17 protein-coding genes and 1 tRNA gene are annotated in these 17,977 nt (G+C 73.0%); 10 read left to right on the forward strand and 8 right to left on the reverse strand.

Going from position 1 to position 17,977, the window contains the following annotated elements:
* Positions 1-67 precede the first annotated feature (67 nt).
* The 4 genes from ASC77_RS20465 to ASC77_RS20480 all read left to right on the forward strand — a co-directional run bounded on the left by ASC77_RS20465 (position 68) and on the right by ASC77_RS20480 (position 5,087).
* On the forward strand, positions 68-1,216 hold the full coding sequence (locus ASC77_RS20465) for a sensor histidine kinase (RefSeq protein ID WP_056157175.1): 1,149 nt from the start codon (positions 68-70) through the stop codon (positions 1,214-1,216).
* A 10-nt stretch (positions 1,217-1,226) separates the two neighbouring features.
* Positions 1,227-1,898 (forward strand): response regulator, encoded by a 672-nt coding sequence (locus ASC77_RS20470; protein ID WP_268788432.1) that lies wholly within the window; start codon positions 1,227-1,229, stop codon positions 1,896-1,898.
* A 64-nt stretch (positions 1,899-1,962) separates the two neighbouring features.
* On the forward strand, positions 1,963-2,673 hold the full coding sequence (locus ASC77_RS20475) for an ABC transporter ATP-binding protein (RefSeq protein ID WP_056157178.1): 711 nt from the start codon (positions 1,963-1,965) through the stop codon (positions 2,671-2,673).
* Positions 2,670-5,087, forward strand: a complete 2,418-nt coding sequence (locus tag ASC77_RS20480) for an FtsX-like permease family protein (protein WP_056157180.1) — start codon at positions 2,670-2,672, stop codon at positions 5,085-5,087. Before ASC77_RS20475 ends, ASC77_RS20480 begins: the two co-directional genes overlap by 4 nt.
* Positions 5,088-5,098: 11 nt before the next feature.
* Here the strand turns inward: ASC77_RS20480 and ASC77_RS20485 are convergent, their stop codons facing one another.
* Positions 5,099-5,956 carry a sigma-70 family RNA polymerase sigma factor gene (locus ASC77_RS20485; protein WP_235547834.1) on the reverse strand — a complete coding sequence of 286 codons (858 nt, stop codon included), beginning with the start codon at positions 5,954-5,956 and terminating at the stop codon, positions 5,099-5,101.
* Positions 5,957-6,249: 293 nt separating this feature from the next.
* On the opposite strand from ASC77_RS20485, the gene ASC77_RS20490 reads away from it, so the two are divergent.
* Entirely contained in the window at positions 6,250-7,617 is a 1,368-nt protein-coding gene (locus ASC77_RS20490) for an MFS transporter (protein ID WP_200945070.1), read from the forward strand.
* 75 nt (positions 7,618-7,692) lie between these two features.
* On the opposite strand, the gene sigJ is transcribed toward ASC77_RS20490, so the two are convergent.
* The 5 genes from sigJ to ASC77_RS20515 are packed head-to-tail and all read right to left on the reverse strand — an operon-like array spanning position 7,693 to position 11,142.
* Positions 7,693-8,577: an RNA polymerase sigma factor SigJ gene (gene sigJ, locus ASC77_RS20495; protein ID WP_235547836.1), complete on the reverse strand. Its 885-nt coding sequence runs from the start codon at positions 8,575-8,577 to the stop codon at positions 7,693-7,695.
* Entirely contained in the window at positions 8,559-9,275 is a 717-nt protein-coding gene (locus tag ASC77_RS20500) for an SDR family oxidoreductase (RefSeq protein ID WP_056157184.1), read from the reverse strand. The genes sigJ and ASC77_RS20500 overlap by 19 nt, the downstream gene beginning before the upstream one ends.
* A complete protein-coding gene (locus ASC77_RS20505) occupies positions 9,272-9,697 on the reverse strand; it encodes a hypothetical protein (protein WP_056157185.1) in 426 nt (141 codons plus the stop codon). The genes ASC77_RS20500 and ASC77_RS20505 overlap by 4 nt, the downstream gene beginning before the upstream one ends.
* Positions 9,698-9,733: 36 nt before the next feature.
* Positions 9,734-10,366: a CoA transferase subunit B gene (locus ASC77_RS20510; protein WP_056157188.1), complete on the reverse strand. Its 633-nt coding sequence runs from the start codon at positions 10,364-10,366 to the stop codon at positions 9,734-9,736.
* Positions 10,363-11,142, reverse strand: a complete 780-nt coding sequence (locus ASC77_RS20515; protein ID WP_056157190.1) for a CoA transferase subunit A — start codon at positions 11,140-11,142, stop codon at positions 10,363-10,365. Before ASC77_RS20515 ends, ASC77_RS20510 begins: the two co-directional genes overlap by 4 nt.
* A 72-nt stretch (positions 11,143-11,214) precedes the next feature.
* On the opposite strand from ASC77_RS20515, the gene ASC77_RS20520 reads away from it, so the two are divergent.
* Together ASC77_RS20520 and ASC77_RS20525 are read left to right on the forward strand one after the other, a co-directional pair.
* Positions 11,215-12,228 (forward strand): ArsA-related P-loop ATPase, encoded by a 1,014-nt coding sequence (locus ASC77_RS20520; protein WP_056157192.1) that lies wholly within the window; start codon positions 11,215-11,217, stop codon positions 12,226-12,228.
* Positions 12,225-13,427: an ArsA family ATPase gene (locus ASC77_RS20525; protein ID WP_082575076.1), complete on the forward strand. Its 1,203-nt coding sequence runs from the start codon at positions 12,225-12,227 to the stop codon at positions 13,425-13,427. Before ASC77_RS20520 ends, ASC77_RS20525 begins: the two co-directional genes overlap by 4 nt.
* A gap of 8 nt (positions 13,428-13,435) precedes the next feature.
* On the opposite strand, the gene ASC77_RS20530 is transcribed toward ASC77_RS20525, so the two are convergent.
* Complete coding sequence (locus ASC77_RS20530) at positions 13,436-13,726, reverse strand: WhiB family transcriptional regulator (protein WP_056157197.1); 291 nt, start codon at positions 13,724-13,726, stop codon at positions 13,436-13,438.
* Positions 13,727-13,940: 214 nt separating this feature from the next.
* Here ASC77_RS20530 and ASC77_RS20535 point away from each other — a divergent pair, with 214 nt between their 5' ends.
* Entirely contained in the window at positions 13,941-16,292 is a 2,352-nt protein-coding gene (locus tag ASC77_RS20535) for a transglycosylase domain-containing protein (RefSeq protein ID WP_056157198.1), read from the forward strand.
* A 9-nt stretch (positions 16,293-16,301) separates the two neighbouring features.
* Here ASC77_RS20535 and ASC77_RS20540 read toward each other — a convergent pair whose 3' ends face one another.
* On the reverse strand, positions 16,302-16,760 hold the full coding sequence (locus ASC77_RS20540) for a GatB/YqeY domain-containing protein (RefSeq protein WP_321163711.1): 459 nt from the start codon (positions 16,758-16,760) through the stop codon (positions 16,302-16,304).
* 27 nt (positions 16,761-16,787) lie between these two features.
* On the opposite strand from ASC77_RS20540, the gene ASC77_RS20545 reads away from it, so the two are divergent.
* On the forward strand, positions 16,788-17,738 hold the full coding sequence (locus ASC77_RS20545; protein ID WP_082575078.1) for a metallophosphoesterase: 951 nt from the start codon (positions 16,788-16,790) through the stop codon (positions 17,736-17,738).
* A gap of 64 nt (positions 17,739-17,802) precedes the next feature.
* A tRNA-Pro gene (locus ASC77_RS20550) sits at positions 17,803-17,876 on the forward strand.
* Positions 17,877-17,977 lie beyond the last annotated feature (101 nt).

The following is a 17,977-nucleotide window of genomic DNA, read 5'->3' on the forward strand; positions in this document are numbered from 1 at the left end:
TCGGGGCGGACGCCGGGTCCACCCGTGGTCGGACGCGGAGCCCGCCGCCGCCAACTAGGGTCGCCAGGTGACCACCGCGCTCGCGCACCACCAGCCCTGGCGGCTCAGCCCGCGGGGCCAGGTGTGGTTCGACGTCGCGCTCGCGACAGCGCTCCTGGTGCCGGCCCTCGCGATGCCGTTCACGGACGCCGGGTGGACCGGCCTCGTGGTGGCGGTCGGGCAGCTGGCGCCCCTCTACTGGCGGCGGCACCACCCGGTCGCGGTGTTCGCACTGGTCGCCGGCTTCAGCGCCGCCCAGGCGGTGCTGATCGACACGCCGCTGTGGAGCCAGGTCGCGTTCCCGGTCGCCGTCTACTCGGTCGGCCGCTACGCCTCCACCCGGGCCGGCCTGGCGGCGCTCGCGACCGGGATCGCGGGCGCGTTCGTGGCGTCGTACGTCTGGCTGCGCGGGTTCGACCAGCTGATCCCGTCCGCGTTCACGTCGTACGTCCTCTTCATCACCGCCGTCGTCGTCACCGCCTGGGCGCTCGGCACGCTCGGCCGCGTGCGGCGGGCGTACGTCGACGCGCTCGTCGAGCGGGGCGACCAGATCGAGCGCGAGGCGGCCCAGCAGGTCGCGCTCGCCGCCTCCGCCGAGCGCACCCGGATCGCCCGCGAGATGCACGACGTGGTGGCGCACGGGCTGTCGATGATCGTGGTGCAGGCCGACGGTGCCCGCTACGCCGCGGCGCAGGATCCCGCGCTCGCCGCGACGACGCTCGAGACGATCGCCGCGACCGGTCGCGCGTCCCTCACGGACATGCGCCACACCCTCGGCCTGCTCCGTGCCGACGACGGTGTGGAGCTCGGGCCGCAGCCCGGTCTCGCGGACCTCGCCGGCCTGGTGACCGCCGACGATGTCGACGCGACGCTCCCGGACCCGGCGACGCCGGTGCCGGACGGCGTCGCGCTGACGGCGTACCGCGTCGTGCAGGAGGCGCTCACCAACGTCCGCAAGCACGCCGGTCCCGGCGTCCGGGTGCGCGTGGTGGTCGCGGTCGACGACGCGGTCACCGTGCTGGTCGAGGACGACGGACGCGGGGCGGCCGTCGCGACGGGAGAGCACGGGCTCGGCCTGATCGGGATGCGGGAGCGGGCGACCGCCCACGACGGCACGCTCGAGGCCGGACCCCGGCCGGGCGGCGGCTGGCGCGTGGCTGCGAGGCTGCCCCTGTGAGGAAGGCGTTGTGAGCACGGAGCCGATCAGGGTCTTCCTGGTCGACGACCAGCAGCTGGTGCGCAGCGGCTTCCGGATGCTCGTCGACAGCCAGGCCGACATGAGCGTCGTCGGCGAGGCGGGCGACGGCGCGGACGCCGTCCAGCAGCTGGCCGTCACGGCCGCGGACGTCGTGCTCATGGACGTGCGGATGCCCCGGGCCGACGGCGTCGAGGCGACCCGGTCGCTCACCGCACGCGGCGAGCTGCCGCGCGTGGTCGTGCTGACGACCTTCGACCTGGACGAGTACGTCTTCGCCGCGATCAAGGCCGGCGCCGCCGCCTTCCTGCTCAAGGACGCGCTGCCCGAGGACCTGCTCGCCGCCATCCGCACCGTGCACGCGGGCGACTCCGTCGTCGCGCCCAGCACGACCCGGCGCCTGCTCGACCGCTTCGCCGCTGCGCTGCCCGACGCCGGCGCGGCCCCGCTCGACGACCGGCTCGACGGGCTCACCGACCGCGAGCGCGAGGTGCTCGTGCACGTCGGCCGCGGCCGGTCCAACCTGGAGATCGCCCAGGACCTGGTCGTCGCGGAGGCCACCGTGAAGACCCACATCGGTCGCCTCCTCGCGAAGACCGGCTCCCGCGACCGGGTCCAGCTCGTCGTGCTGGCGTACGAGACGGGGCTGGTGCGTACGACCTGAGTCGTACGCCGGGTCCGGCCTGCGGGCTGACGATCCGAGCCCGCGCGATCGCGAGAGTCGTCGCATGACCACTCTCGCTGCCAGCACCCGCGGCCTCACCCGTGTCTACGGGCACGGCGACACCGCCGTCCACGCCCTGCGCGGCGTCGACCTCGACCTCCCCGTCGGCCGCTTCACCGCGATCATGGGACCGTCCGGCTCCGGCAAGTCGACGCTGATGCACTGCCTGGCCGGCCTCGACACCCCCACCTCCGGGACCGTCACCGTGGCCGGTCGGGACCTGCACGACATGGACGACACGACCCTCACGGTCTTCCGGCGCGAGCACGTCGGCTTCGTCTTCCAGTCCTTCAACCTGCTGCCGATGCTCACGGCCGGGCAGAACGTGCTGCTCCCGCTCGAGCTCGCCAACCGCCGCGTCGACGCCGAGGTGCGCGAGCGCTACGACCTGGTCGTCGACGTGCTCGGCATCCGCGACCGGCTCGGCCACCGCCCCTCGGAGCTCTCCGGCGGCCAGCAGCAGCGGGTGGCGATCGCCCGCGCACTCGTCAGCCAGCCCGACATCGTCTTCGCCGACGAGCCGACCGGCAACCTCGACAGCGAGACCTCCGCCGAGGTGCTGGGCTTCCTGCGCCGCTCCGTGCGCGAGCTCGGCCAGACCGTCGTGATGGTGACCCACGAGACGGACGCGGCGGCGTACGCCGACGACGTCGTCGTGATCACCGACGGCCTCGCCGCCGACGTACGCCCCGTCGCGGCGGAGCCGGCCCGATGAGGACCGTGCTGCGCGCGTCGCTGCGCACCCACACCCGGCGCTACGTCTCGGCCGCCGTCGCCGTCGTCATCGGCGTCTCCTTCATCGTCGTCACGAGCCTGCTCTCCGACGCGACCCGCGCCGGCCTCGTCGCCGGGGTCGAGGTGCCCTACCGCGGCGCCGACGTGGTCGTCACCGACGTCGACGCCGACGAGGCGGGCCGCATCGTCGACCGGGCCGAGAGCAGCGGAGACTCCGCCGCCGTGCTCGGCTGGACGCCCCAGCGGGTCCGGATCGGCGGCCGGCTCTTCGAGGAGCGCGCCGACGTCGGCGGGGTCGCCGACGACCCCGGCCTGCGCTGGCAGGTGCTCCGGTCGGGCCGCTTCCCCGCACGCCCGGGTGAGGTCGTGGCCGACGTCAACGCGGTCAAGGGCCACGACGTCGCCGTCGGCGACCCGGTGGAGATCGGGAGCGGTCGCGGCGCTGTCGAGGGGACCCTGGTCGGCCTGGTCGACACCCCGTCGGCGAGCGCCGGCGCGCAGCTCTACCTGACCTGGGCCGACCTGCGCGGCCTCGACTCCGACCTGTGGATCGACTCGGTGGCGTACGCCGGGTCCGGCTCGTCGTCGCTCGCCGGCACGCTGCCCGCCGGCGCCACCGTCCAGGACCGCGACGCGTTCGTCGAGGACCGCCAGGCCGATCTGACCAACGAGGTCAACGTGCTGGCGATCCTGCTGCTGGTCTTCGCGGCGATCGCGCTGTTCGTGTCCGTGCTGGTCATCGCCAACACCTTCTCCATCCTCTTCGCGCAGCGCGCCCGCGACTTCGCGCTGCTCCGCTGCGTCGGCGCGACCCGCCGCCAGGTGCTGCGCTCGGTGCGGGTCGAGGCCCTCGCCCTCGGCGTCGCCTCCGCGGTCCTCGGCCTCGTCGTGGGCACCGGCCTCGGCTACGCCCTGGTGGCACTGGCGAAGTCCGCCCTGCCCAGCGGCAGCATGGCCCTGCCCACGCCGTCGCTGCGCTGGTACGCCGGCGCGCTGGTCACCGGCGTACTCGTCACCGTGGTCGCCGCCTGGCTGCCCACCCGGCGCGTGGTCCGGGTCAGCCCGCTCACGGCGCTGCGCCCCGACGACGCGACCAGCGTCCGCACCGGAGCGGGCCGGCTGCGGGTGCTGCTCGGCCTGGTGGTGGTCGCGCTCGGCGCCGGTCTCCTCGCCCTGTCGATCAGCGCGAGCAACGCCGTCGCCATGATCCTCGGCGGCGTCGCGTCCTTCAGCGGCGTGCTGCTGCTCGGGCCGGTGATCGTGCCAGCCCTGATCCGCGCGACCGGCGGACTGGTCGGCCGGGTCGCCGGCGCGCCGGTCCGGCTCGCCACCGAGAACGCCGTACGCAACCCGCGGCGCACCGCCGCCACGACCGCCTCGCTCCTGGTGGGGGTCACGCTGACCACCGCCGTCCTGGTGGGCCTCGCCAGCTCCCGCAGCGCCGTCGACGAGGACCTCGACCACGACTACCCGGTCGACGTCACGCTCACGGCGAGCCGAGCCCCGCTGGCCGCGGACCTGCTCGACCGGGTGCGGGCGGTGCCCGGCGTCTCGTCGGCCACCGAGCTCGACGGCGCCGAGGGGTCCGTGAGCGGCGCCGGGCGCCTGCCGGTGGTCGCGCCGACCGACGCCGAGCGGATCGTGCGCGGCGCGCCCCCGATGGTCACGCCGCAGGCCGGCGAGGTCTGGCTGCCGTGGGAGCTGATGGACGACCTCGCGGACGGCGACCTGGTCTCGGTACGTGCGGGCGGCCACACCGAGCAGCTGCGGGTGCGCGGCGGGGCGGGATGGGGCGAGGCGGCGCTGGTGGCCCCTTCCACCCTGGCGAGCCTGACCAGTGCGCCCCAGCCGTGGGCCGTCTGGGTCCGCGCGGCGGACGGCACCGACGCGGACGACCTCGGGGGCGACCTCGACGCGATCGCGCAGTCGGCCGACGCCGACGTGGTCAACAGCCTGCGCGAGCGCTCGTGGGTGACCCTCCAGCTGGACATCCTCACCGGCACGGTGGTCGCGCTGCTGGGCATCGCCGTCGTGATCGCGCTGGTCGGGATCGGGAACACCCTCGGCCTGTCGGTGCTCGAGCGGGGCCGGGAGAACGCGCTGCTGCGGGCTCTCGGGCTGACCCGCCGTCAGCTGCGGGCGACGCTCGCGGCCGAGGCGCTGCTGCTGTCGGTGGTGGCGACGGTGCTCGGCACCGCGATCGGGGTGACGTTCGCGTGGGTCGCGGTCCAGGCACTGGTGCAGCGGGCGGTCGACGCCGCGCCGATGGTGCTGCCCTGGGGCCAGCTGAGCGTGGTCGTCCTCGTCGCCGGAGTCGCGGGGCTGCTCTCCGCGCTGCTGCCAGCACGTCGCGCCGCCCGGACCGCTCCGGCGGCCGGCCTCAGTCTCGACTGATCAGGTGGCGGTCAGGCGGAGCGCTCCGCGGACGCGGGGACGCCGCGGCGGGAGGCGTGCCGCGCGGCGACCGAGGCGGCGTACGCCGCGCGCCGGCGGGCGACGATGCCGCTCGGGTCGGCCGGGCGCTCGGCCAGGTGCGGCTCGAGGGCCGCGGCCAGGGCGCTGCGGAGCAGGACCAGCGCCTCGGCGCGCAGCTGCGAGATGCGGGACTCGGTCACGCCGAGCTCGGCGGCGATCTCGGCCATCGGGCGCTCCTCGAGGAAGTAGCCACGGACGACGGCCTGCAGCCGCTCCGGGAGCTCCTCGATCGCGTCGACCAGGTAGGCCATCTGCTCGGCCTTCTCGACCACGTCGGCCGGTCCGGGGGTCGCGGCGGGCAGCACGTCGGCGATGGAGTGGTCGGCGCCGTGCAGCGGCAGCACGGCCGCCCGCGACACGTCGGCGTCGGTGCGGGCCACCTCGGCCGGCGTCAGGCCGAGCGAGTGCGCGACGGCGGCGTCGTCGGGGAAGGCCCCCATCGCCGTCGCCAGGCGCTGGCGGGTCGCCTCGATGTCGCGGCTGCGTCGGCGCACCGCCCGGGACGCCCAGTCGATGGAGCGCAGCTCGTCGAGCAGCGCGCCCCGCACCCGGGTGGTCGCGTAGGCCGAGAACGGCACGCCGAGCGAGCTGTCGAAGGCTCGGGCGGCGGTGACCAGGGCGACCAGGCCGGCGGAGCGGAGGTCGTCGCGGTCCACGGAGGCCGGGATCCGGGCGGACAGCTCACGCACGAGGTGCGCCACCAGGGGCACGTACTCCTCGGCGAGCAGGCTGGGGTCGGTGGAGTCGGGCTCGGTCCGTTGGCTCGTCACACCGTCAAAACGCTTCACGAGCAGAATCCTGACGTGATCCTGAGAGTTTTGTGAACCGGAGTGTCCGAAATGAGTCAAACGGACTATGCCAATTACTCGGGTACTAGGGTCGGCCGCGACACGCCCGACTTGAGGGAAACTTGCGAAAGCCGCAGGTCAGGCAACGAAATCGGACGGATTCGGTCCATGAACCCGCCGAAGTCGTCGTCGAGGGTCCTCGCAGCTCGGTCCAGACCACTAGTCCTGCCCTCGTGGAAAACGTTTGCGAACTCGGTTGACCTCAACCCGTGTTGAAGTCCTAGGTTCGGCGGGTGACCACGACCGCTCCGAGCTCCCCCGCCGGCCGGGCGCCGCGCGAGCGGCTGCTCTCCCCGGCGTACGCCGCGACCACGGTCGGGATGTTCGCGCTGGTCGCGTTCGCGGCGTTCGAGGCGACCGCGGTCACGACGGTGATGCCGACGGTCGCCCGCGACCTCGATGGCATCGGTCTCTACGCGCTCTCCTTCGCGGCGCCCCTCGCGAGCGGCGTGGTCGGCATGGTGGCCGCGGGTGCCCGCAGCGACCGGCACGGCCCGGTGGCGCCGCTCGCGGTCGCGCTCGTGCTCTTCGCCGCCGGTCTCGTGGTGTGCGGCACGGCCCCGTCGATGGAGGTCCTGGTCGCGGGACGCGTGGTGCAGGGGCTCGGCGCCGGCGCGATGACCGTCTGCCTGTACGTCGTGGTCGGGCTGGTCTTCCCCGCGACCCTCCAGCCGGCGGTGTTCGCGAGCTTCGCGGCCGCCTGGGTGCTCCCGTCGCTCTTCGGGCCCGCGATCGCGGCGTTCGTGGCACACGCGATCGGGTGGCGCTGGGTCTTCCTCGGTGTGGTCGTGCTGGTCGCGGCGTCGACGCTGCTGGTGCTGCCCGCCCTGCGCGGGCTCGAGCCGCGCGCCGGGAGCGCGGAGACGCCCCGCTCGCGGCTGGCGTGGGCCGTGGTCGGTGCGACCGCCGTCCTCGCCCTCGAGCTGCTCGGGTCGCGCAGCGGGGCCGCCGGGTTGCTCGGGCTGCTCGCCCTCGGGGTGGTCGTGGTCGCGCTGCGTCGACTGCTCCCCGCGGGTGCCCTGCTGGCGCGGCGCGGGCTGCCCGCCGTGATCGGGACCCGCGGGCTGCTCAGCGCGTCCTTCTTCTGCGCGGAGGCCTACATCGTCTTCGTGCTCCAGGACCGCTGGGGACTCACGCCCGGCACCGCCGGGCTCGCCCTGACGGCGGTCGGCCTCGTCTGGGCGGGCTCGAGCCAGGTGCAGTCGCGCCTCGGCCCGCGGGTCTCCGACGTGACCGCGATGCGCTGGGGCACCGGCCTCGTGCTCGTCGGGACGGTCGCGCTGCTGGCGGTCGTCGTCGGCCACGGGTCGCCGGTGCTCGCGATGACGGCGTACGTCGTCGCCGGGGCCGGCATGGGCTTCGGCTACCCGCGTACCGGAGTGGCGATGCTGGCCGCCTCCACCGACGCCGACCGCGGCTTCAACTCAGCGGCCCTCTCGATCGCGGACTCGCTCGGCGGCGCGCTCTCGCTGTCGCTCTCCGGCATCGTGTTCGGTGCGGCGACCCGCGCCGGTGCGGACCCGTTCGTGTCGGTCTTCGCCCTCGCCGGCGGGCTCGCCGTGCTCGGCGTGGTCACCGCGTCGCGAACGGCGGCCCGCTGAGAGCACCCGGCCCGCGGGGTAGTCCCTGACGGAACGGCCCACCCCCGGCTCGCGTGAGGACCGTTCCGTCAGGGACTACCCCTTTCGTGCGGCGCTGGTGAGCTTGGCGGGGGCGCGGATGATGTCGATGCGGGTGATCAGGTCGCCGTCCACGGTGAACGACAGCACCGAGTGGATCTGCTCGTCGACGTAGAAGGCGATGCCGGTCCGGCCGTTGACGTCGACGACCTCCACCTGGCCGGGCCGACGGGTGACTCCGGCCATGAACCGGGCCACCCGGTCCGGCCCGACCACCGGGCGGCGGGCGGCGTTGACGACGCCACCGCCGTCGCTGGTCAGCACGACCGACGGGTCGAGCAGCCGGACCAGGCCCGCGAGGTCGCCCCCGGCGGCGGCGCCGAGGAACGCCCCGACCACCCGGTCGTGGGTCCCCGGGTCGACCGCGACCCGCGGGGTGCCCGCCGCGACGTGCTGCCGGGCCCGGCGGGCGAGCTGGCGCACCGCCTCCGGCGTGCGCCCCACCGCCTCCGCCACCTCGGGGAACGGCACCTCGAAGATGTCGTGCAGCACCCAGGCCGTCCGCTCCGCCGGCGTCAGCCGCTCCAGGGCGACCAGGAGGGCGTAGCGCACCGAGTCGTCGAGGCTGACCCGGTCCTCGACCGCGCCGGCCACGGGTCCGACCACCGGCTCGGGCAGCCACGGCCCGACGTACGACTCGCGGCGCACCCGCGCCGAGCGCAGCACGTCGAGCGCCGCCCGCGCGACGGTGACGGTGGCCCAGGCCGCGATGTCGCGGACCGGCTCGCGCTCGTCGGCCGCGACCAGGCGCAGCCAGCAGTCGGCGACCACGTCCTCGGCCTCGGCGTGGCTCCCGAGGATCGCGTAGGCCACCCGCACCAGCCGGGCGCGCTCCGCGTCGTACGCCGGCGCGAGGTCGTCGCTCACCGGTGCGCCAGCCACTGGTCGAAGGTGATCCGGCCGCGCGGTCCGTCCTCCGTCGGGAGCAGGCCGCCCGAGCGCATCGCCCGGCCCGCGGCTCCCGGCAGCCGCACCGGGACCACCCGCCGGCCGTCGGCGACCCGCCGCGCGAGGTCGACCATGTCGTGGACCTCGGGCCCGGCCAGGTCCGGCACCCGGCCGGACGGACCGGCGACGGCCAGGTCGACCAGTGCCACCGCGACCTCCCGAGCAGCGACCGTCTGGCTGCGCATCCGCGGCACCAGTGAGAACGGGCCGACCCGCACGAACCCGAGGGCCTGCTCGGCGAACTCGTGGAACTGCGTGGCCCGCAGCACCGACCACGGGGTCGCACCCTCCGCCAGCGCCAGCTCCTGCAGCCGCTTGCCGGCGTAGTAGCCGGTGTCGACGCGGTCGATGCCGACGATCGAGAGGGCGACCAGGTGCGCCGGGCCCGCGGCCTGGAGGTGCCGGGTGACGCCTCCGAAGAACGCCTCGGCGTCCTCGCGCTTCTGGGTGCGGACGCTCGTGACGTCGACGACCGCGTCGACCCCGGCCAGCCGCTCGGCCAGCCCGGCGCCGGTGGTCAGGTCGACGCCCTCGCCACGGGACAGCACGACCACGTCGTGACCGCGCTCGCGGGCGGCCTCGACGACGTGCCGGCCGACGACACCGGTCCCGCCGGCCACGGCGATCCTCATGCCGCCACCTCCGTCCGCGTCCCGGTCCGGGCCGGCACCAGGAGGAGCACGGCCAGGACCAGGGTCCCACCGAGCGCGACCACGTTGCCGACGACGTCGACCATCGCCAGGTCGTCCAGGTGGTGGAGGTGGTAGCCGAGGTGGAGCACGGAGAAGGTCGTCCAGGCGGCACCGAGCAGCAGGGTCGTACGCCGCTCGCGCCAGGCGATCGCCAGCACACCGGCGACCGCGAGGGCCAGGTAGAGCCCGCCGACGTCACGCACGAGGTGCTCGTTGTAGGGGCCGTCGCCCCCGACCCACATGCGGTTCAGGCCCGGGAAGCTGTCGTAGAAGGACCGCGGCGCCAGGGACGCCCACCAGCCGACGTACAGCGCCGACGCGGTGAGCACCCCCGTCGCCACGGTGAGGGTTGTCGTGTTCATGCCAGGAGGACGAGACAGCCCTGCCCGGGTGTGACATCAGCCGACGAGCAGGTCCGGCTCGGTCTTCTCGCGGACCTCGTCCTCGGTGACGCCGGGGGCGAGCTCGACCAGCCGCAGACCGTCGGCGGTGACGTCGATGACCGCGAGGTCGGTGATGATCCGCTGGACGCAGCCGCGGCCGGTGTAGGGCAGCGAGCACTCGTCCACGATCTTGTAGGTGCCGTCCTTGGCGACGTGCTCCATCAGCACGATGACCCGCTTGGCGCCGTTGACGAGGTCCATCGCCCCGCCCATCCCCTTGACCATCTTGCCGGGGATCATCCAGTTCGCGATGTCCCCTGTCTTCGAGACCTGCATCGCGCCCAGGATCGCGGCGTCGATCTTGCCGCCGCGGATCATCCCGAACGACGTGGCCGAGTCGAAGATGCTGGCGCCGGGGCGCAGCGTCACGGTCTCCTTGCCGGCGTTGATCAGGTCGGCGTCGACGGCGTCCTCGGTCGGGTAGGCACCGGTGCCCAGCACGCCGTTCTCGGACTGCAGCACCAGCTCCACGCCCTCGGGCACGTAGTTGGGAACCAGGGTCGGCAGTCCGATCCCGAGGTTCACGTAGGAGCCGTCCGACAGCTCCGAGGCGGCACGCGCCGCCATCTCCTCACGCGTCCAGCTCATCGCTCCCCCACCTCACGCACGGTCCGCTTCTCGATGCGCTTGTCGGCCGCCTGCTCGGGCGTCAGCGCGACCACCCGGTGCACGAACACCCCCGGGGTGTGTACCTGGGCGGGCGGGATCTCGCCGGGCTCGACCAGCTCCTCGACCTCCGCGATCGTGGTCCGCCCGCACATGGCGGCGAGGTTGTTGAAGTTGCCCGCAGACTCGCGGTAGACGAGGTTGCCGTGCCGGTCGCCCTTCCAGGCCCGCACCAGCCCGAAGTCCGCGACGATCGCGTGCTCCAGCACGAACTCCCTCGGCCCCTCAGCGGTCTCGAACGTCTGCGTCTGCTTGGCCGGCGAGGACACCTCGACGTTGCCCGCCTCGTCGTACTTCCAGGGCAGCCCACCCTCGGCGACCTGCGTGCCGACCCCGGTGCCGGTGAAGAACGCCGCGATCCCGGTGCCACCCGCGCGCATCCGCTCCGCCAACGTGCCCTGCGGCGTCAGCTCGACCTCCAGCTCACCGGCCAGGTACTGACGCGCGAACTCCTTGTTCTCCCCCACGTACGACGACACCATCCGCCGGATCCGCTTCTGCGCCAGCAGCAGGCCCAGGCCCCAGTCGTCGACGCCGCAGTTGTTCGACACCGCCTCCAGGTCGGACGTGCCGGCCTCCAGCAGCGCCGCGATCAGCACCGACGGGGTCCCGCACAGGCCGAACCCGCCGACCGACAGCGTCGCACCGTCCGGGATGTCCGCAACCGCCTCCGCGGCGGTCGTCACCACCTTGTCCACGCCTGGCCTCCTCGTTGTGACCTGCCTCGCGATGGAGTTTAGGGGTGCCGCTGCGCTGGCTACCCTCGGTCCATGTCCGTGCCGAGCACCGCCGACTGGTCCCGCGTGCGGCTGCACGTCGTGACCGGCAAGGGCGGCACCGGCAAGTCGACGGTCGCCGCCGCCCTCGCGCTCGGCCTGGCCTCGCACGGCAAGCAGGTGCTGCTCTGCGAGGTGGAGGGACGCCAGGGCATCGCCCGGATGTTCGACGTCGACCCGCTGCCGTACGCCGAGCGCCGGCTCGCGACCGGCCTGCGCCACGAGGACCGCCCTCCCGGCACCGTGCATGCGCTGCACATCGACGCCGAGTCGGCGCTGCTCGAGTACCTCGCCATGTACTACAAGCTCGGCCGCGCCGGAAAGGCGCTGGACCGCTTCGGCGTCATCGAGTTCGCGACCACGATCGCCCCCGGCGTGCGCGACGTGCTGCTGACCGGCAAGGTCTTCGAGGCCGTGCAGCGCAACAGCCGCAACAAGGGCGCCATCCAGTACGACGCGGTCGTGCTCGACGCACCGCCGACCGGACGGATCGCCCAGTTCCTCAACGTGAGCGGCGAGCTCGCCGGGCTCGCCAAGGTCGGGCCGATCAAGAGCCAGTCCGACACGATGATGACGCTCTTCCGCTCCCCGCGGACCGCCGTGCACCTGGTCACCGTCCTGGAGGAGATGCCGGTGCAGGAGACTGCCGACGGCATCGTCGACCTGACGGCGGCCGGCCTGCCCGTCGGCGGCGTCGTCGTCAACCAGGTTCGCTCCCGGGATATCTCCGACGACGACCTGGACGCCGCTCGCGACGGCCGCCTCGACACCGACCGCCTCGCCGCCGACCTCGAGGAGGCCGGCGTGGACCTCGCGGCCGGGCTGGTCGACGGTCTGGTCGCCGAGGCGCACGACCACGCCGTACGCCGGGCCCTGGAGGACAGCCAGCGCCAGGTCGTCGCCGGGCTCGGCCGGCCGTCGTACGAGCTGCCCCGGCTGGCCGGCGGCGTCGACCTCGGCGGCCTCTACGAGCTCGCCGCCACCCTCAAGCAGCAGGGGCTCGCATGACCGCCGCACAGAAGAGGGCGCGTCCTCGCGTCGGCCCGCTCGCCAGCCGACCCGGCCCCGCCCCCGAGATGGACGTCGACGCCCTGATCGACGATCGCGAGATCGGCATCATCGTCTGCTGCGGCTCCGGTGGGGTCGGCAAGACGACCACCTCCGCCGCGCTCGCCCTCCGCGCCGCCGAACGCGGTCGGCGGGTCGTGGTGCTCACCATCGACCCCGCGAAGCGGCTGGCGCAGTCGATGGGGATCGAGCAGCTCGACAACACGCCCCGCCCGGTGAGCGGGCTGCGCACCAACGCCAAGGGCAACCGCAAGGGCGGCGGCCTCGACGCGATGATGCTCGACATGAAGCGCACCTTCGACGAGGTGGTCGAGAGCCAGGCGGCTCCGGAGAAGGCGCGCCAGATCCTCGACAACCCGTTCTACATCGCGCTCTCGAGCTCGTTCTCCGGCACGCAGGAGTACATGGCGATGGAGAAGCTCGGGCAGATCCACGCCGACGCGCAGCGCGACGGCACCTACGACCTGATCGTCGTCGACACCCCGCCGTCCCGCTCGGCGCTCGACTTCCTGGACGCGCCGGAGCGACTGTCGAGCTTCCTCGACGGCCGGTTCATCCGGTTGCTGCTCACCCCCGCGAAGGGACCGGCCCGGATGATGACGGCCGGCCTCGGGATCATCACCGGCGCGCTCAACAAGATCCTCGGCACGCAGGTGCTGCGCGACATGCAGACCTTCGTCGCCGCCTTCGACACCCTGTTCGGCGGCTTCCGCCAGCGCGCGCAGAAGACGTTCGAGCTGCTCCAGGCCGACGGTACGGCGTTCCTCGTGGTCGCCGCGCCCGAGCCCGACGCGCTGCGCGAGGCGGCGTACTTCGTCGAGCGGCTCGCCGACGACGACATGCCGCTCGTGGGCATGATCGTGAACCGGGCGAGCCCGGCGCCGCGAGGCACGCTCTCCGCCGACGAGGCGATGGCGGCCGCGACCCGGCTCCGTCAGCGCGACCCGGAGTCGCTCACCGCCGGCCTGCTGCACCTGCACGCCGACCAGTCCCGCATCGTCGAGCGCGAGGAGCGGCTGCGCGCACGCTTCGCGGCCGCGCACCCGCAGGTGCCGACGGCCGTCGTACCGGCTCTGCCCGGCGACGTGCACGACCTCGCCGGCCTGCGCCGGGTGGGCGAGCTGCTCGCCGGAGACTGACCCTCAGGTCAGACGGAGACGACGGGCGAGACTCCGCCCTTCTCGCGCGCCGTCTCGAGGACGGAGCGCCACGAGGCCGTCGGACGACGACGCAGCAGCGCACGGCGCTCCCGCTCGGTCATCCCGCCCCAGACCCCCCACTCGATCTGGTTGTCGAGCGCCTCCGCGAGGCACTCGGTGCGCACCGGGCAGCCGGAGCACAGCTGCTTCGCCTTGTTCTGCTCGGCTCCGCGCACGAACAGCTGGTCCGGCTGCGACTCGCGGCACGCAGCCGCACTCGCCCAATCCTCAACCCACATATCGGATGTCCCCACATCACTACCGGGATCGGCGGCGTCCCCATGACGTCCTACCCGGGAGGTTCCCCTCGGTGAGCAAAGTTAAGAGAATGCTGAGCGCAGTGACAGACCAATTGTGCCCAGATCGTCTAGTCCATTCGGACTAGTCCGGCCGGATGAGGCGCCCCCGACGAGGAATCGGGCTCTCTACGGCCGGTCCCGTATCCTCGGAGCCATGTCCGTGCCGCGCGACGAGCGCCTGTCCGCCGGCCGCGTCGCCTCACACCTCGGGGTGATGGTGGCCGTGGCCGCCATCCTCGGCGTCGTCGTCGCCGGCCTCGCGATCCCGTTCGCCGGGGTCCTCGGCGTCGGCGCGCGCAACGTCGCCAAGGCGATGGACAACCTCCCGGCCGAGCTGGAGACCGATCCGCTCCCCCAGCGCACCACGCTCGTCGACGCCGCCGGCAACACCATCGCGACGTTCTACGACGAGAACCGGGTCAACGTCTCGCTCGACCAGATCTCGCGGACGATGATCGAGGCGATCATCTCCATCGAGGACTCGCGGTTCTACCAGCACGGCGCCCTGGACCTGAAGGGCACCGTCCGCGCGCTCGTCACCAACCAGGCGAACTCCGGCGTCGTCCAGGGTGGCTCGTCGATCACCCAGCAGATGGTGAAGATGACCCTCCAGACGCAGGCGCACACGAAGGCCGAGCGCGCCGCCGCGACCGAGGACACCTACGCGCGCAAGCTCAAGGAGCTGCGCTACGCGATCGCCTTCGAGCAGCTCCACTCGAAGGACTGGATCCTCGAGCGCTACCTCAACATCGCCTACTTCGGTGACGGCACCTACGGCATCCAGTCGGCCGCCCGCCACTACTTCGGCATCAACGCGAAGAAGCTCAACCTGCGGCAGTCCGCGATGCTCGCCGGCCTCGTGAAGAACCCGTCCGGCTACGACCCGACCAACTCCCCCGACCGGGCCCTCGAGCGCCGCAACGTCGTGCTGGACCGGATGGCCCAGCTCAACGTGATCAGCCGGGAGAAGGCCGACAAGGCCAAGGAGATGAAGCTCGGGCTGCACGTCGTGCCCGCCAGGAACGGCTGCGTCAACTCGCAGGCGCCGTTCTTCTGCGACTACGCGTGGAACTACCTGCTCGCCGACCCGTCGCTCGGCAAGAGCGTCGCGCAGCGGCGCCGGACGCTCAAGTCCGGCGGGCTCACCATCCAGACGACCATCGACCTGCGCGACCAGCGCGCCGCCGACGAGTCCGTCGCCGGCCACGTGGCTCCGACCGACCAGGCCATCGGCGCGCTCGCCATGGTCGAGCCCGGCACCGGCGACGTGAAGGCGGTCGCCCAGTCGCGCCCGATGGGCAGCAAGAAGAAGGACGGCCAGACCTACCTCAACTACGTGGTCCCGTCGAAGTACGGCGACTCCGCCGGATTCCAGGCCGGCTCCACGTTCAAGATCTTCGTGCTCGCCTCGGCGATCAACAACGGCACCTCGCTGAACACGACGATCGCCTCGCCGCAGACCAAGGACATCCCGATGTCCGACTTCCCGGACTGCGACGGCAACTTCGCGAGCACCGACGTGTGGAACGTGAACAACTCGACCGGTGAGGGCACCTTCAACCTCTACACCGGCACCCAGAACTCGGTGAACACGTTCTTCGCCCAGCTCGAGGAGCGCACCGGGCTGTGCCAGCCGTTCAAGCTCGCGAAGTCGATGGGCATCGAGCTGACCGACCCCGACCGCGAGCGGGTCCCGTCGTTCACCCTGGGCGTGCCGAACGTGAGCCCGCTCGAGATGGCGGAGGCGTACGCGACCGTCGCTGCCCGGGGGCTGCACTGCTCGTCGCGGCCGGTCACCGCGATCCTCGACTCCGAGGGACGCACCCTCAAGGACTACCCGAAGGACTGCAAGCAGGTGATGCCGAAGGGCACCGCCGATGCCGTCAACGACATCCTGCGCGGCGTCCAGGAGACCGGCTTCGGCGCCCAGGCGGGCATCGCCCTCAACCAGCCGTCGGCCGGCAAGACCGGCACGATCAACGACAACATGGCCGTGTGGTTCTGCGGCTACACGCCCAACCTCGCGACGGCGTCGATGATCGCCGGCGCCAACAGCCTCGGCCAGCCGATCACCCTCAACGGGCAGACCCTCGCGGGCCAGTACGTCGTCTCCGCGCACGGCTCGACCACCGCCGGCCCGATGTGGGGCGACGCGATGAAGAAGATCGCTGCCTGGTTGCCCGACCAGGACTTCGTCGCCCCGGCCAGCGACATCGTCAACGGCGTCCAGGTGGCCGTCCCGTCGACCTCGGGCATGAGCGTCAGCACGGCCGAGAGCACGCTGGAGGACGCGGGCTTCTTCCCGACGGTCTCCAGCCCGGTGAACTCCGGCAGCGCGGAGGGCACCGTCGCCTACACGTCCCCGTCCGGCGGCTCGTACGCGTCGAAGGGATCGTCGGTGACGATCTACCCGTCCAACGGCAAGCCCCCGCGGGGCAACGGCGGCGGCGGTGGGGGTGGCGGCCACGGCGGCGGCCACGGTCACGGGGGTCGCGGCGGGCGCTGAGCCCCCGCCTCACCCGAGCTGGCGACGTACCTCCGCCGCGACGGCTCCACCGTCGGCGCGCCCCTTGACCTGCGGCGTCACGACGCCCATCACCTTGCCCATCGCCTTCATCCCCTCGCCGGCCGCGCCGACCTGGGCGACGGCGGCGGTCACCAGGTCGGCGATCTCCTGCTCGCTGAGCTGCGCGGGGAGGTAGTCGGCGATCACGGCCGCCTCGGCGGTCTCCTTCTCGGCCATCTCGGTGCGGCCGCCGTCGGCGAACGCCGTCGCCGCCTCACGACGCTTCTTGGCCTCGCTCGACAGCACCCCGATGATGTCGTCGTCGCTCAGCTCGCGGGCCGCCTTGCCGGCGACCTCGGCGTTGGTGATCGCGGTCAGGACCATCCGCAGGGTCGAGGAGCGCACCTCGTCGCGGGACTTGATCGCGGTGGTGAGGTCGGCACGCAGACGGTCCTTCAAATCAGACATGTTGCCCATTGTGGCAGCCTTGCCCCGGTGACCACCTCGTCGTTTCTCCGTCGGTCGGCGCTCGGCCTCCTCGGCGGCGGCGTGGCGGCAGGGACCGCGCTGACGGCGTACGCCGTGGTCGAGGCTCGTGCGTACACGCTGCGCCGGGTCACCGTCCCCGTGCTGCCGCCCGACAGCCCCGACCTGCGGGTGCTGCACCTCAGCGACGTGCACATGACACCCGGTCAGACGCGCAAGCAGGAGTGGCTGCGCTCCCTCGCCGACCTGCAGCCCGACCTCGTCGTCGACACCGGCGACAACCTCGCGCACGACGCCGCCGTCCCGGTCGTCCTGGAGTCGCTGGGAGACCTGCTCGGCGTGCCCGGCGTCTTCGTGTTCGGCTCCAACGACTACTTCCGCCCGTCGCTGCGCAACCCGATCCGCTACCTGCTCCCGGACGACGGCACCCGGCACACCGACACCCCCAAGCTCCCCTGGCCGGACCTGCGCGACGGGTTCACCGCGGCGGGCTGGGTCGACCTGACCAACCGGCACGCGGCACTGGAGGTGCGCGGCCTGCGGATCGCGTTCGCCGGGGTCGACGACCCGCACCTCGGCTACGACCGGCTCGACGCCGTCGCGGGGCCGGCCGACCCGGGCGCCGACCTGCGGCTCGGCATCGCGCACGCGCCGTACCTCCGGGTGCTGGACGGGTTCGCCGCCGACGGGTACGACGCCGTGCTGGCCGGGCACACGCACGGCGGTCAGGTGTGCGTCCCGGGCGTCGGCGCGTTGACGACCAACTGCGACCTGGAGCCGGCCCGCGCGAAGGGTCTGCACCGGCATCCGGCGGCGTCACGACCCGGCGACCCGGGCTCCTCGTGGCTGCACGTCTCGGCGGGTCTGGGCACCAGTCCGTACGCCCGGATCCGGGTCGCGTGCCGCCCCGAAGCCACCCTCCTGACCCTCGTCGCGACCCCGGGACCGACCGCGGGCTGAACCGATTTCAGGACGTCGGAGGTGCTCGGGTATGGTTGCCCCCGGCCTGCTCCGGTGGGCCGATCGGGCTGTGGCGCAGCTTGGTAGCGCGCTTCGTTCGGGACGAAGAGGCCGCAGGTTCAAATCCTGTCAGCCCGACAGTGTGATGTCTCAGGACATCGCGGACACCCGGACCTACGGAAACGTAGGTTCGGGTGTTCTTCATTTGGGGGTTCGTGGCTGGTAGTCCTTGCTGGGGT

The organism is Nocardioides sp. Root1257 (assembly GCF_001425175.1).
GTDB lineage: Bacteria > Actinomycetota > Actinomycetes > Propionibacteriales > Nocardioidaceae > Nocardioides.